The 16,326-nt window shown below is 42.0% G+C and carries 10 protein-coding genes; 9 read left to right on the forward strand and 1 reads right to left on the reverse strand.

Annotated features, from left to right (window positions below; genetic code table 11):
- Window positions 1-443: 443 nt before the first annotated feature.
- The 3 genes from RS893_RS20800 (at window position 444) to RS893_RS20810 (ending at window position 4,736) form a co-directional block, all read left to right on the forward strand.
- Window positions 444-1,595 carry a response regulator gene (locus RS893_RS20800; RefSeq protein WP_315787508.1) on the forward strand — a complete coding sequence of 384 codons (1,152 nt, stop codon included), beginning with the start codon at window positions 444-446 and terminating at the stop codon, window positions 1,593-1,595.
- Entirely contained in the window at window positions 1,582-4,263 is a 2,682-nt protein-coding gene (locus tag RS893_RS20805) for an ATP-binding protein (protein ID WP_315792055.1), read from the forward strand. Before RS893_RS20800 ends, RS893_RS20805 begins: the two co-directional genes overlap by 14 nt.
- A gap of 92 nt (window positions 4,264-4,355) precedes the next feature.
- Entirely contained in the window at window positions 4,356-4,736 is a 381-nt protein-coding gene (locus RS893_RS20810; protein WP_315787510.1) for a response regulator, read from the forward strand.
- Here RS893_RS20810 and RS893_RS20815 read toward each other — a convergent pair.
- Window positions 4,720-4,869: a hypothetical protein gene (locus RS893_RS20815; RefSeq protein WP_315787511.1), complete on the reverse strand. Its 150-nt coding sequence runs from the start codon at window positions 4,867-4,869 to the stop codon at window positions 4,720-4,722. The genes RS893_RS20810 and RS893_RS20815 overlap by 17 nt on opposite strands.
- 77 nt (window positions 4,870-4,946) lie before the next feature.
- Between RS893_RS20815 and RS893_RS20820 the strand changes: the two genes are divergently transcribed.
- The 6 genes from RS893_RS20820 (at window position 4,947) to nifJ (ending at window position 15,918) form a co-directional block, all read left to right on the forward strand.
- Window positions 4,947-5,336 carry a response regulator gene (locus RS893_RS20820; RefSeq protein WP_315787513.1) on the forward strand — a complete coding sequence of 130 codons (390 nt, stop codon included), beginning with the start codon at window positions 4,947-4,949 and terminating at the stop codon, window positions 5,334-5,336.
- Between the two features lie 280 nt (window positions 5,337-5,616).
- Window positions 5,617-7,983, forward strand: coding sequence for a photosystem I core protein PsaA (psaA, locus tag RS893_RS20825; RefSeq protein ID WP_315787515.1), 2,367 nt, complete (start codon window positions 5,617-5,619; stop codon window positions 7,981-7,983).
- A gap of 66 nt (window positions 7,984-8,049) precedes the next feature.
- Complete coding sequence (gene psaB, locus RS893_RS20830; protein ID WP_315787517.1) at window positions 8,050-10,275, forward strand: photosystem I core protein PsaB; 2,226 nt, start codon at window positions 8,050-8,052, stop codon at window positions 10,273-10,275.
- 280 nt (window positions 10,276-10,555) lie between these two features.
- Window positions 10,556-11,080 carry a photosystem I reaction center subunit XI gene (locus RS893_RS20835; RefSeq protein ID WP_315787518.1) on the forward strand — a complete coding sequence of 175 codons (525 nt, stop codon included), beginning with the start codon at window positions 10,556-10,558 and terminating at the stop codon, window positions 11,078-11,080.
- 84 nt (window positions 11,081-11,164) lie between these two features.
- Window positions 11,165-11,353, forward strand: a complete 189-nt coding sequence (locus tag RS893_RS20840; protein WP_315787520.1) for a hypothetical protein — start codon at window positions 11,165-11,167, stop codon at window positions 11,351-11,353.
- Between the two features lie 941 nt (window positions 11,354-12,294).
- Window positions 12,295-15,918: a pyruvate:ferredoxin (flavodoxin) oxidoreductase gene (gene nifJ, locus RS893_RS20845; RefSeq protein WP_315787522.1), complete on the forward strand. Its 3,624-nt coding sequence runs from the start codon at window positions 12,295-12,297 to the stop codon at window positions 15,916-15,918.
- Window positions 15,919-16,326 lie beyond the last annotated feature (408 nt).

Consider the following 16,326-nt stretch of genomic DNA (forward strand, 5'->3'; position numbering starts at 1 on the left):
CTAAGGAAAATGTTAGTAATATTTTTTGTGAGCAATCAGTTACTTTTTAATAACCAAATTTTTTGTTCCCAGCTTTTTTGATTTTTTGACAATTATCCGCAACTTAATTCAAAAACCATGCATTTTTAACAAAGTACTTTCATTTTGTAATTGGAGCCTTCCCAAAGGATGCGGAGCGATCGCATGGCAATTCTACAACGCTGCTTGTTAAAAAAGTAAAAGATGAAAAGGTGAGTCTTCCCTGTTTATCTTTCTCTTGAATTCTTTCTTTGACATCATCGAAAGATGATCGGAACAGTCAACTGATTAATTGTGAATCTCACGCTTGCTAAATCGAAACGAACAAGCGGAAATTTTTGATTAAATATCTCTCCGTATTGTTCAAGCTCAAAACACAAGCGCGTAATTCCATATATTCCGATTAATAACAAGGCGAATATTTCATGAGACTTTTATTAGTTGAAGATGATGAGTGTATTGCCAATACTCTAGAAAATATTCTTGGGAATCAACATTATGTTGTTGATATTGCAAATGATGGGGAATTAGGCTGGGAGCTTGTAGAGGCTTTCAACTATGACTTAATTTTGTTGGATGTCATGCTACCGAAGTTGGATGGTATTCAGCTTTGTCAAAGGTTACGTTCTCATAACTATCAAGCTCCAGTGCTGTTGTTAACAGCACAAAATTCTAGCACTCATAAAGTGATGGGATTGGATGCTGGAGCAGATGATTATCTTGTTAAACCTTTTGACATGTCAGAATTATTAGCTCGGATTCGGGTTTTATTGCGGCGGCGAAATTCAACTCTACAAACAGTTTTGGAATGGGAAAATCTGCGTCTTGATCCTGGTAAGTGTGAAGTTGTCTATAACAATCACCTTCTAAATTTGACTCCCAAGGAATATCGTTTGCTAGAACTTTTTCTTCGCAATGGACATCAAGTTTTTAGCCGCAGCGACATTTTAGAGCACCTGTGGTCAACGGAAGAAGCTCCTCAAGAAGATACAGTTACAGCTCACATTAAAGGTTTGCGACAAAAACTCAAACAAGCAGGAGCAGAGAATAATTTTATTGAAACGGTGTACGGTCTAGGTTATCGTCTGAAAGTACCTACATCTTCTAAAAAAATATCAGAAAATCGCAAATTGAATCATGTAAAACCAAGTACAAAACAACAGACAGGAGATTCATTTGATGAGACTCAAGATTTACATAATGGTATACAACAAACCAAAGCAGCGTTAACTAAATTATGGGAGAAGTTGAAAGTTAAGAGTTGTGATCGCATCATCATCCTAGAACAAGCCACCACAGCATTACTAGAAAACAACCTGGGCGACGAATTAAGACAAAAAGCACAGCAAGCAGCACATAAACTGGCAGGCGCTTTGGGCATCTTTGGTTTTATCAAAGGTTCGCGTTTGGCTTTTGAAGTTGAGCAGATGTTGCGATCGCATATGAACATTAATCAAAATCAAGTGTTGCATTTGTACAACTTGGTTATAGCCTTGAAGCAAGAAATACAGCAGCCTGCGTTTGCAGAACTAGAGAAAATACTTTGCCATGATGTTTTAGATGATGCCATCGAATAATCCCCATTCCAAGGCGTTAAATCAGACTAACACTGCTGGTGAAAAGCAAATCACTTCTTTAGAAGTATTGCTACATCGGATGATGAATCGCATTCGCCAATCTCTGGAATTACCAGCGATACTCTCAATAACTGTTGCCGAAATCCGTGGATTCTTGGAGACTGACCGGGTTAAAATCTATCGATTTGATACAGATGGTAGTGGTGAAGTGGTAGCAGAATCAGTGGATCAAGAACGTCTACCATCCTTGCTAGGGCAACACTTTCCTGCTCAGGATATTCCACAAGAAGCTAGAGAATTATTTTTGTTGGCTCGTCAGCGTTCAATTGTGGATGTAGCAACACAACAAATTGGACTCAGCCCTGGGCCGGAAGCTGACGAATCTATCGAACTTAAAAATGACATGCGATTTCGTTCAGTAGATCCTTGTCATGTAGAATACCTCACCTCAATGGGAGTGCAATCTTCTTTAGTAGTGCCAATTTTGCATTGTCAGCAATTATGGGGCTTATTAGTTTCACATCATAGTTTACCGCGTCAAGTGACAGAGCGAGAATTACAAGTGGTGCAGTTAGTCGCAGATCAATTATCAATTGCGATCGCTCAATCTACTCTCCTCGAACAAACCCGCCTCCAAGCCCAACAAGAAGCCACAATTAACCGTGTTGCCAAGCTGCTGCACTCCATGACACAGATGCAGGTGCAACAAGCACTAGAATTAACTGTATCAGCACTACAAGGCGCAGGCGGCAGAGTTTGTATCATTCCCCAGAACTCTAGTGAGAAAGCGCAGTTGTTTACCACTGGCAAACAGCCCGACACAAAACAAGGGAGACAAGGGGGAAAAAGGGTAAAAAGGGGACAAGGGGGACGACTTGGGGGACAAGGAGGAGTAATAAATTCTTCGTCTTTCCCCACTCCTCACACTCCCCTCGAAGAATATCCTAGCTGGCGAGAATGGCTAAGAATGGAAACAACTGTTGTTGAAGAAAGCCCAGTTTGGGTTGTTAATGATTTGTATCAAGCGGCACTACAGTCAGATTTAGCACAGGCGTTTTTGAAGTCTGGGATTCGTACTTTGTTAATTGTGCGCTTGCAATATCGGCAGCAGATTTTGGGTTACTTAAGTATTTTTCGTAACGAAATCGACATAGAAACCATCTGGGCACGACGACCAGACCGCGATGATGAGAGACATTTGTCCCCGATTAAATCCTTTGAGGTCTGGCGAGAGTTGAAGCGAGGTCAAGTCCAAGCATGGAAAGCTACGGAAATTGAACTTGCCCAAGCTTTAGCTAGTCACTTTGCAATGGCAATTCATCAGTACCAACTGTATCAGCAAGTCAATGCTCTCAACGCCAACTTGCAGTGCGATATCGAAGAGCGCAAGCAAGCTGAGAAAAAAATCTGTGCATTGAATGCCGAATTAGAGCAACGAGTTCAAGAGCGAACCGCAGAGTTACGACGAGCCAATAGACGATTGTTGGAAGAAATCAACGAACGAGAACGCGCACTTCGTGATCGCAAGCAAACACAAGCCTCACTAGAACGCCTTAGTCGGCAAAGCGAGTTAATTTTGAACTCAGCCGGCGAGGGAATTTATGGTTTAAATTGTCAGGGCAAAATTACTTTTGTAAATCCAGCAGCAGCAAGAATGCTGGGATATGGGGTGAAAGAACTAATCAATCTATTTATGCACGAAGTCGTGAAGCATTCTAGACCCGACGGTGTCCGCTATTTTTTGGAAGATAACCCCATTTATGCTACCTTGCAAAATGGAACAGTACAACATGTTACTGACGACATATTCTACCGCCGCGATGGTTCAAAATTTCCAGTAGAATACGTCTCTACACCAATTCGAGAACAAAAAAAAATTGTTGGTGCTGTAGTTATTTTTAAGGATATAACCGAACGACAAATAATAGAACGGATGAAGGATGAATTTGTTTCTGTTGTCAGCCATGAATTACGAACACCTTTAACCTCAATTCGCAGTGCTTTAGGCTTATTGGCACGGGGTTCCTTAAACAATCAACCCGAAAAAAGTCAGCGGATGCTAGAAATTGCCTTTGATAACACCAACCGTTTAGTGCGTTTGATCAATGACATCCTTGATATTGAGCGCATCAATTCAGGCAAAGTGACGATGCACAAACAAACTTGTAACGCCGCAGACTTAATGATTCAAGCTGTGGATGAAATGCGAGCAATGGCTGAGAAAGCAGAAATTCACCTAGAACTGACACCGGCATCAGTGCAATTATGGGTAGATCCAGACCGCATCATCCAGACAATTACTAACTTACTCAGCAACGCTATTAAATTCTCGCCTCCAGGTAGCACAGTATGGCTAAGTGTTGAACTTCAACAAGAGGGGGAAGTAAAGAAAGCCGATTGTGTGGAGAAAAATAAATTTACTACTCCCCCTACCTCGTATCTCTTGTTCCAAATCAAAGATCAAGGGCGAGGTATTCCTGAAGATAAACTAGAAACAATTTTTGATCGCTTTCAGCAAGTCGATGCTTCTAACTCCCGTCATCAAGGGGGTACTGGCTTGGGATTAGCAATTTGTCGCAGCATAATACAACAGCATGGAGGCAAAATCTGGGCAGAGAGCACTTTAGGGAAGGGTAGCACTTTTTATTTCACATTGCCTATTGGTTAGTGATTGGGGATTGGGGAAAGGGGAAAGGGTAAAATACCAATCACTAACCACTAACAACTAACAACCAACAACCAACAACCAACAAATTACAAATGACAAAACGCATTTTGATTATTGATGATGAACAGGATATCCGAGAAACTACTCAGATGTGTCTAGAGATAGCAGGTGAATGGGAAGTTTTAACAGCAGTTTCCGGTAAAGAAGGTTTGATCAAAGCTGCAACAGAAAAACCTGATGTTATTCTCTTGGATGTGATGATGCCGGATATGGATGGGTTAACAACCTTGCAAAACCTCCAAAAAAATCCTACTACTCAGAATATTCCAGTAGTTTTGCTCACAGCAAAAGCACAGGCTGCCGAACAACGTCAGTTTACTCAACTCAAGATAGCGGCAGTCATTACCAAGCCCTACGATCCTTTTACCTTATCCGATCAAGTGCTAGAGGCATTAATCAGTGGGTCGGTGTGAATATATTTCGTGTAATAGCTGTTGATTGTTGTTTTTGGAGTACATCAACTTTACCGTCTGTGCTCTCAGCAATGACTGCGATCGCATAGAGGACTAAGTCTGTTTGCTGATGCAGCTTTTTAACCTTCTTCACTAATTATTCAGATTTGTTGCCTACTCTACAAGAAGCTGGAACTATACATCTGCCAGTGAATTGAGGCAAGAAGGTAAATGTTAGTAGTGGTAACCCGGCGCATTTTACTGATTGAAAATGAAAACGCTATTCGGGAATTGACCCAGCTTTGCTTGGAAACAGAGGCAGGCTGGGAAGTGCTGACAACAGCATCCAGTTATGAAGCAATTGTTAAAACTGAGATCGAGCAAGTCGATGCTATCCTCATGGATGTGGATGCTTTTGTCTGCGAGCAAGACTTGTCTACAACCCTGCAACAGCTACAAAGTAACCCTGTAACCCATCATATTCCTGTAATTTTATTAACAACGGTAACAACAGAGGAAGTATCCCAGATGGTCAAACTTGGGGTGAGGGCTGTGATCGCTAAGCCTTTTGATTTAATGTCTTTAGCTAAACAAGTAGCTGAAGTGCTGAATTGGAATTAGTTTTTGTAATTTTTTATTAATAACTATCTTCCTTCATCAGTTCTTCATTTTTTTTTCTTATTCTCTATTAAAAGGGTTATTTAAAACCACTTGATGTCTCTTGAGCGAATAATTTATCTACAGAAGATAATCCAGCGTCACTGTTAATCCAATCGCTGGCTTTTTTCTCTTGGTTAGTGGCAATAGTTAATTCCCAAACTAACAACCAACAAAAAACTTAAATACAGCTACTTTGAGCAGAGTAAAGTTCTCATTTCTTTAATAGAAGAGGGAGAGTTCAATGACTCTTACGCCAGAGCGAGAGCAAGAGGCGAGGGTTGTAGTTGATAACGATCCAGTGGCAACTTCTTTTCAGAAGTGGTCGCAACCAGGACACTTTGACCGCACCCTTGCCAAAGGCCCCAAAACCACAACCTGGATTTGGAACTTACATGCTAACGCCCACGATTTCGACACTCATACTAGCGATTTAGAAGACATATCGCGCAAGATTTTTGCTGCCCATTTTGGGCATCTAGCGGTGGTGTTTATTTGGTTAAGCGGCATGTATTTTCATGGTGCTCGCTTTTCCAATTTTGAAGCTTGGATGGCAAATCCAACTGCTATTAAACCGAGCGCCCAAGTTGTTTGGCCGATATTTGGCCAAGAAATTTTGAATGGAGACATGGGCGGTGGTTTCCACGGCATTCAAATTACATCTGGGCTTTTCCAAATGTGGCGTGCTGCTGGTTTCACCAATACATCCCAGCTGTATTGCACTGCGATCGGCGGTTTGGTAATGGCAGCGCTGATGCTGTTTGCTGGTTGGTTCCACTATCACAAACGCGCTCCCAAACTGGAATGGTTCCAGAATACCCAGTCAAAGTTAAATCATCACTTGGCTGGTCTTTTGGGTTTGGGTTCGTTGGGTTGGACAGGACACCTAATCCATGTTTCCCTACCTACTAACAAGCTGTTGAATGCGGGAGTAGCTCTTGAGGATATTCCATTACCGCACGAGTTCATCTTGAATCCCAGTTTGATGAACAAGTTGTATCCCCATGTAGATTGGGGTTTTGTCAAAGGTGTAATACCTTTCTTCACGTTGCAGTGGGGGCATTTTACTGACTTTCTCACCTTTAAGGGTGGGCTTAACCCTGTTACTGGTGGCTTGTGGTTGACGGATGTTGCACACCATCATTTGGCGATCGCGGTAATGTTTATCATTGCTGGTCATATGTATCGTACTAATTGGGGTATTGGTCACAGCATCAAAGAAATGCTAGATGATGCCCGAACTCCCAATATGCTGCCATTTTTAAGCTTTATTGGGCCTGTCGGTCACAAGGGTCTGTTTGAAGTCCTGACAAATTCCTGGCACGCTCAACTGTCAATTAATTTGGCAATGTTGGGTTCTTTGAGCATTATTATTGCCCATCATATGTATGCGATGCCGCCTTATCCTTATTTGGCAACAGACTACGCAACTGTGGTATCTTTGTTCACTCATCATGTCTGGATTGGCGGTTTCCTGATTGTTGGTGCGGCAGCCCATGCAGCGATTTATATGGTGCGGGACTACGATCCAGAACAAAATTTCAATAATGTGTTGGATCGGGTACTACGGCATCGAGATGCTATTATTTCTCACCTGGTTTGGGTGTGTCAGTTTCTTGGCTTCCATAGCTTTGCTATGTATTGTCACAACGACACCATGCGCGCTTTTGGTCGTCCTCAGGATATGTTCTCGGATACGGGAATTCAATTACAGCCGGTGTTTGCCCAGTGGTTGCAACATATCCATACGATGACTGTAGGTAATCCAGCTCTCCCAGTTGCTGCACCTTTGGGTCATGCTTTTGGCGGCTTGCGAAATCTAGAACTAACAGGATTGGGAACCGCAGCTCCTAATTTACACGAGCCTGTCAGCTATGCTTTTGGTGGTGGCGTCGTGGCTGTGGCAGGGAAAGTGGCGATGATGCCGATTACCTTGGGTACAGCAGATTTCTTAATTCACCATATTCACGCCTTTACGATTCACGTTACTGTTCTGGTGCTGCTGAAAGGGGTTTTATTTGCTCGTAGTTCCCGTTTAATTCCAGATAAAGCTAATTTAGGCTTCCGCTTCCCCTGCGATGGACCGGGACGGGGTGGTACTTGCCAGGTATCGGCTTGGGATCATGTCTTCCTGGGTTTGTTCTGGATGTACAACTCTCTGAGTATGGTGATTTTCCATTTCTTCTGGAAGATGCAGTCAGATGTCTGGGGAACGGTGGGAGCAGATGGAGTGGTTACTCATATCACTGGTGGAAATTTTGCGACTTCTTCAATAACTAATAATGGTTGGTTGCGTGATTTCCTTTGGGCACAATCATCACAAGTGATCACATCTTACAACACATCACTTTCAGCCTACGGTTTAATGTTCCTGGGTGGACACTTCATTTTTGGCTTTAGTTTGATGTTCTTATTCAGTGGTCGCGGCTACTGGCAAGAACTGATTGAATCGATAGTTTGGGCACACAATAAGTTGAAAGTTGCCCCAGCTATTCAACCTCGTGCTTTGAGCATCATTCACGGTCGCGCTGTAGGGGTTGCTCATTACCTTTTAGGAGGAATTGTCACTACTTGGGCTTTCTTCCTGGCACGAATGACGGCATTTGGATAGTGGTGCAATAACTTATGACTGATGACAACAAACGATAAGTTGACAAGCAAAACGGCTATCTAAACTATGGCTACTAAATTCCCAAAATTTAGCCAAGACCTTGCAAAGGATCCGACAACACGTCGGATCTGGTATGCGATCGCCACTGCCCACGATTTTGAAACTCATGATGCAATGACAGAGGAAAATCTCTATCAAAAGATTTTTGCCTCTCACTTTGGTCATCTAGCAATTATATTTCTGTGGGCATCGGGGATTTTGTTCCACGTTGCTTGGCAAGGTAATTTTGAGGTATGGATTCAAGACCCTGTACATGTGCGTCCCATTGCTCATGCGATTTGGGATGCCCAATTTGGGCCAGGAGCAATTGAAGCTTTCACCCAAGCAGGAGCAAGAAATCCTGTAGATATTTGCTATTCCGGCGTCTACCACTGGTGGTATACCATTGGCTTACGTACAAATACTGATTTGTATATTGGTGCTTTGTTTTTAATTTTACTTGCTTCTCTTTTCTTATTTGCAGGCTGGTTACATTTACAACCTAGATTTAGACCGAATTTAGGTTGGTTCAAGAATTCGGAAGCTCGCTTAAATCATCATTTGGCAGGTTTATTTGGTGTTAGCTCCCTAGCTTGGGCTGGTCATTTAATACACGTTGCCATACCAGAATCTCGCGGTCAACATGTAGGCTGGAATAACTTCTTATCTACCCCACCTCATCCCGCTGGTTTGTGGGCGTTTTTCACGGGGAATTGGGGAGCATACGCTCAAAATCCTGATACCGCCCAGCATGTATTTAATACTTCTCAAGGTGCAGGAACGGCAATTTTGACGTTCATAGGTGGTTTCCATCCCCAGACACAATCATTGTGGCTGACGGATATGGCACACCATCATTTAGCGATCGCAGTTATCTTGATTATTGCAGGTCATATGTACCGCACTAATTGGGATATCGGTCACAGTCTCAAAGAGATGATGGATTCAAAGACTTTCTTTGGTAGAAAAGTTGAAGGTCCCTTCAATCTCCCTCACCAAGGACTGTACGAAACAGTAAACAATTCTCTGCATTTCCAACTTTCTTTGGCGTTAGCTTGTCTGGGAGTTGCTAGCTCTTTGACGGCGCAGCACATGTATTCCATGCCGCCTTACGCTTTTATCGCTAAGGATTTTACCACGATGGCGGCATTATACACACACCATCAGTATATTGCTGGCTTTTTAATGATAGGGGCATTTTCCCATGCTGCTATATTCTGGATTAGAGATTACGATCCAGAACAAAATAAGGGTAATGTTCTAGAGCGAGTCTTGAAGCACAAAGAAGCTATTATTGCTCATCTAAGTTGGGTATCGCTATTCTTAGGCTTTCATACCTTGGGTTTGTATGTCCACAATGATGTAGAAGTAGCCTTTGGTGCGGCTGATAAGCAAATATTGATTGAGCCAGTGTTTGCTCAGTTTATCCAGTCAGCAAATGGTAAGGTTTTGTATGGATTTCATACACTACTATCAAACCCAGATAGTGTTGCTTTCACAGCATGGCCCAACTATGCCAATGTCTGGCTACCGGGATGGTTGGATGCAATTAACAATGGTACTAACTCATTGTTCTTGACAATTGGGCCGGGTGACTTTTATGTTCATCATGCGATCGCTCTCGGTTTGCACGTCACCACCTTGATATTAGTAAAAGGTGCGTTGGATGCTCGTGGTTCCAAGCTAATGCCTGATAAAAAAGACTTTGGCTACGCCTTTCCTTGTGATGGACCCGGTCGGGGTGGCACTTGTGATATCTCAGCTTGGGATGCGTCTTACCTCGCTGTCTTCTGGATGCTTAACACTCTGGGGTGGGTAACATTCTACTGGCATTGGAAGCATCTATCAATCTGGCAAGGGAATGTTGCTCAATTTAACGAATCTTCTACCTATCTTATGGGTTGGTTCCGAGATTACCTCTGGGCAAACTCAGCTCAGTTGATTAACGGCTATAACCCTTACGGAACCAGTAACTTAGCTGTTTGGGCTTGGATGTTCCTGTTTGGACACTTAGCTTGGGCTGTTAGCTTCATGTTCCTAATTACATGGCGGGGTTACTGGCAAGAGTTAATCGAAACCCTGGCTTGGGCACACGAACAGACACCCCTGTCCTTTGGCTACTGGAGAGATAAACCCGTTGCTTTGTCAATTGTTCAGGCTCGTTTAGTCGGCTTAACTCACTTTACTGTTGGTTATATCGCTACCTACGGAGCCTTTTTAATTGCCTCAACGGCAAGTAAATTTGGTCAATGAATCAACTGTTGACAGTTAATTTTTGACTGTCAACAGTTAACAAATAAACTTCAATTATCAAGTTTATATTTTGTTATTTTTACTTCACAAATCAATTATTAAAAATATTAAGTTTCGACCTCCTCTCTTGCTTGACTGAGCAAGAGACTTTCCTATTTATGTTTGCATCATTGTTAATAATATTATTAAAATTATCTAAAAGGATATTTTTATAAATCGATAATTGATATATTAAAAATTAAGATAACAATCAACCAATTCAATTCAAAGGGTAATAATAATGTCTAACACAGTTGATACAGTAGATAACGATATAATTAAACCTTTCAAAGGCGATCCCTGTATTGGTAATCTATCCACTCCTATTAATGATTCTCCTTTAGCTAAAGCTTTCATCAATAATTTACCTGCTTATCGCAAAGGGTTAACTCCTTTCATGCGGGGACTGGAAATTGGTATGGCTCATGGCTATTTTCTTGTCGGACCAGAGGTTGTAATTGGGCCTTTACGGGAATCAGCACATGGAGCAAATCTGAGTGGATTAATCACTGCTATATATATAGCTGTATCCGCTTGTTTAGGAATTTCCATTTTTGCGATTACAACATTTCAAGGAAATCCGAAAGGTTCTTACAGCTCCTATTCCAAAGATTCCTTAAGACCATTGAGAACTCGTGAAGAATGGAGCCAATTAAATGGGGGAATTTTTCTTGGTGCAATGGGTGGTGCTATATTTGCATACTTGCTACTCGAAAACTTTGACTCTTTGGATGCCATTCTTAGAGGAGCCGTTAATGCTAGCTAAATGTTACTTTCTTAACACAAATTTTGCATTGGATAAATTTGAGTTTTAAATTTTGAGTTTCAGAGGAATTGTATGATGGTAGATATGACACAACTAACAGGTGACTATGCTGCTTCATGGCTACCCTGGATCATGATTCCCCTAGTTTTCTATATTTTGCCTTTTCCTGTGTTTGCCATAGTATTTTTATGGATTCAAAAAGAAGTCTCTGAGGAAATCAAAGAAACAGATAATAATCTTGCAGAAATCGGGGAACTTGAAGTACCTAATTGACGGGGCGACAATACGCGATGAAGAGCTTGCTGTATAAAGAGTGTAGCAATTCGTGGTAAGAAAAGATGAGTCCCAATTATCAATTTGAGTTTGGGACAATGCTTGCATCGAATTTTCAAGTTGTCTTAGTGCTTCATCATGACGATCACCTCTAGCAGTTTGGTGTGCTAACAATTGAGCCATTTGAACGCTTAATGAAGCTAGCTGGCTAAGAATTTGTTGTGTGTAGCTAGTGTTGTTTCTATACGGTCAAATCTAGTAGGGTCTATGCGAATTTATCCCACATTCCGCACCAGAACTTCAACCTGCCAATTAATTTTTCCCAATTTTCTCCAACCCATTAATTTATCACAAAACTTTTCTGCAAGAGGTCTAATGAAGACAAAGTCGCTAGAATTCTGATTAATTAATTCTTGAACCTCTACCCCAAAAATTTTTTATATTTTCTGAAAAGCTAACTCATGGGTAGTTTTTTGGCATGAGTACAGTTATTAATTAACATCAATCCATGCATTTTTTGTGAATGAGATAATCTAAATAATTAATAAATATGTCTAGTAATCCCAAAACTAAAGTTTTGGGCTGAAAGCTTAAACCCGTTAAAACGGGTTATAAACTGTACGAAAATATTTTGTTTTGAATTCAAGATACCCATACAAATTCTATCTCCCTGAAGGGAGACGCTACGCGTAGACGCGCTCATAGGCTTAAGGTAAGGGAAGGGTATGCGAACCCCCGTAGACGGGCGAAGCCTGGCTTCTCGTACGCCGTAAGGCGTTCCCGTAGGGTAGAGTACCCGTAGACACAAAGCGGCTTCAAGGTAGAGTACACCCCTACTAACCACTGTACAGACGTGCCATGGCACGTCTGTACAACAAACAACAACCAACAAACAACAACCAACAACCTTAACTTTTGGGGGTAGCTTGCAGGAGGAAATCATGCACACAACCTTTGCAACCATTGATGGGAATGAGGCTGTAGCCCGTGTTGCTTACCGTTTAAGTGAAGTCATAGCCATTTATCCCATCACCCCCTCTTCAGCAATGGGTGAATGGGCTGATGCTTGGTCAGCGTCAAACCACCCTAATTTGTGGGGTACTGTTCCTAGTGTAATCGAGATGCAGAGTGAAGGCGGAGCTGCTGCGGCTGTACATGGGGCGCTACAAACGGGTTCTCTGACAACTACATTCACTTCGTCACAGGGATTATTGTTGATGGTCCCTAATTTGTACAAAATTGCTGGAGAATTAACTAGTGCAGTAATTCATGTGGCTGCCCGTGCTTTAGCTACCCATGCTTTATCTATTTTTGGCGATCACAGTGATGTTATGGCAGCCCGTGGTACTGGGTTTGCGTTGCTGTGTTCTGCGTCTGTTCAGGAAGCCCATGATTTTGCGCTAATTGCCCAAGCTGCAACTTTGGCGGCGCGAGTGCCGTTTATGCATTTTTTTGATGGTTTTCGGACTTCCCATGAAATTCAGAAAGTCCAGTTACTGGAAGATGACGATTTGCGATCGCTCATTGATGAAGAATTAATTCTTGCCCATCGTACCCGCGCTTTAACTCCCGATCACCCTGTATTGCGGGGAACTGCCCAAAACCCCGATGTTTATTTTCAAGCCCGCGAACGCGCCAATCCCTACTACAATGCTTGTGCAGAAATAGTCCAGCAAGTCATGGATAAATTTGGCGAACGCACAGGAAGACATTACCAAATTTACGAATACTATGGTGCAAGTGACGCCGATCGCGTCATTGTCCTGATGGGTTCAGGCTGTGAAACAGTCCATGAAACAGTAGATTATTTCAACGCCCGTGGTGAAAAAGTTGGTGTTGTCAAAGTCAGATTATATCGCCCCTTTGATGTCCAAAGATTTGTTCAGGCTTTACCAAAAACCACAAAAGCGATCGCAGTTCTAGATCGCAGCAAAGAACCAGGTTCAGCCGGCGAACCGTTATATCTCGATGTTGTCACCGCCATTCATGAAGGAATAAGGGGACAAGGGGGACGACTTGGAGGACAAGGGGATAACGAAAATGTTTATACTCCCCACACCCCTCATACCCCTCACACTCCAACAATCATCGGTGGTCGCTACGGTCTTTCGTCTAAAGAATTTACCCCAGCAATGGTGCAGGCTATTTTTGATAATCTTGCCCAACCACAACCGCAAAATCACTTCACTGTTGGTATTAATGATGACATTAATCATGCTTCCCTAACCTTTGACCCCAATTTCTCAACCGAACCAGATCACGTTGTGAGAGCCATGTTTTATGGCTTAGGTTCTGATGGAACTGTGGGTGCAAATAAAAACTCAATCAAGATTATTGGTGAAGAAACCGACAACTACGCCCAAGGTTATTTTGTCTACGATTCCAAGAAATCTGGTTCGATGACAGTTTCTTACTTGCGTTTTGGCCCGAAGCCAATTCGCTCTACTTATCTGATTGGTAAAGCGAATTTCATTGGTTGTCACCAGTGGGTATTCTTAGATCGAGTAGATGTACTGAAAGATGCTGAAATTAGGGCAACTTTTTTACTTAATAGTCCTTATGATGCTGATACAGTCTGGGAATATCTACCAGCCAAATTCCAGCAGCAAATTATCAGCAAACAACTAAATTTTTACGTGATTAATGCTACTCAATTTGCCCGTGATAGTGGCATGGGTGGACGCATTAACACTATCATGCAAGTATGCTTCTTTGCCTTAGCAGGAGTTTTACCCCAAGCAGAAGCGATCGCCAAAATCAAGCAAGCTATTGAAAAGACATACGGTAAAAAAGGTGCAGAAGTCGTCCGCATGAATCTACAAGCAGTGGATCAAACGCTGGAAAACTTGCAGAAAGTCGATGTTCCACAACAGGTAGAAATCCAAAATCCAAAATCCAAAATCCAAAATATTGAGGGTGCGCCTGAGTTTGTGCGAGAAGTCTTAGGCAAAATTATGAGGTGGGAAGGAGATGATTTACCTGTAAGTGCTTTACCTGCGGATGGAACTTTCCCTACAGGTACTTCTCAATGGGAAAAACGTAATGTCGCGCTAGAGATTCCGGTTTGGGAAGCTGATATCTGCATACAATGCAGTAAGTGTGTGATGGTTTGTCCTCATGCTGCAATTCGCAGTAAGGTTTATGCAGAGAGTGAATTAACAAATGCTCCAGTAACATTCAAATCTATCAATGCCAAAGATAAAGACTTTGCTGGACAGAAATTTACGATTCAAGTAGCACCGGAAGATTGTACAGGATGCGGTATCTGCGTTGAAATTTGCCCTGCGAAAAATAAATTGCAGCCAGAAACGAAAGCAATTAATCTCAAGCCGCAGCTACCTTTACGGAAACAAGAACGGGAAAACTGGAATTTCTTTTTGAATTTACCAAATCCTGACCGACGGCAACTGAAATTAAACCAAATTCGCCAACAACAACTACAAGAACCATTATTTGAATTTTCCGGTGCTTGTGCGGGTTGTGGTGAAACGCCTTATTTAAAACTACTATCACAATTATTTGGCGATCGCGCGATGATTGCCAACGCCACTGGTTGTTCTTCGATTTACGGTGGTAATCTACCGACAACTCCTTGGACTAAAAATTCTGAAGGTAGAGGCCCGGCATGGTCTAATAGTTTATTTGAAGATAACGCCGAATTCGGTTTTGGTTTTCGCTTATCTCTAGATAAACATATTGAATATGCGGCGGAATTATTGCAAGAATTAGGAAGTAAGCTTCCTGATGATTTAGTTGAATCTATTCTTAACGCACCCCAAAAAACCGAAGCAGATATCTATGAACAAAGACAAAGGGTAGAATTGCTCAAACAGCAATTAGATAAAATTCTCGATTCTCAACCCAACTCCAATCTAAAATCCAAAATCCAAAATCTAAAATTGTTAGCTGATTATCTTGTTAAAAAGAGCGTTTGGATTGTCGGTGGTGACGGTTGGGCTTACGATATTGACTTTGGCGGATTGGATCATGTGCTTGCCAGTGGCCGGAACGTGAATATCCTAGTTATGGATACAGAGGTATATTCTAATACAGGTGGACAATCTTCTAAAGCGACTCCACGAGCTGCGATCGCGAAATTTGCCGCTAGTGGTAAGCCTGCTGCCAAGAAAGATTTAGGATTAATGGCGATGAGCTACGGTAATGTCTACGTAGCAAGTGTAGCGTTGGGCGCACGTGATGACCAAACACTAAAAGCATTTTTAGAAGCCGAAGCCTACAACGGCCCATCTCTAATTATTGCTTACAGTCATTGCATTGCTCACGGCATTAATATGACCACAGCCATGAACAACCAAAAAGCTTTGGTAGAATCAGGTCGTTGGTTGCTGTATCGCTATAACCCAGAGTTGCGAGAACAGGGTAAAAATCCTTTGCAATTGGATATGCGATCGCCTAAACAATCACTAGAGCAGTCAATGTATCAAGAAAATCGCTTCAAAATGCTTGTAAAGAGTAAACCCGAACTTGCTCAACGCCTGCTACAACAAGCGCAAGCAGAAGTAGACGCACGTTGGCAATTGTATGAGTATTTGGCAGCACAATAAATTGTGAATTCAAACAGATGCACAGCGATAATCCATCTGTGTTTATCGCTGTGCATCTGTGTTCGTTACCTCATATCCCGGTGTGAGAATAAATTCTCAACCCCAATAGCATAAGTCCGTTTAAACGGACTCAAAGACTTTCCTAGTCAGATTGATCTGACTTTCGCTATCAGCCAAAAAATTTATTTCTTGGCGCGACGAAAAGTTGGTACAAAATATGACATAGACGAGTATTTGATTAAGAGCGATCGCACTTCGTTAGACATTCGCCCATCATGTTATCAATGAAAATGATCACGTTTGTGATGAACGTCTTCACGTTAATAAGCAACGTTAAAACGTTTGTGACAAACGCTTTGATGTTCTCTATGGATGAAACAACGTTAATAAGCAACGTTAAAACATTTG

This window comes from Fischerella sp. JS2 (assembly GCF_032393985.1).
Classification (GTDB): Bacteria; Cyanobacteriota; Cyanobacteriia; order Cyanobacteriales; family Nostocaceae; genus Fischerella.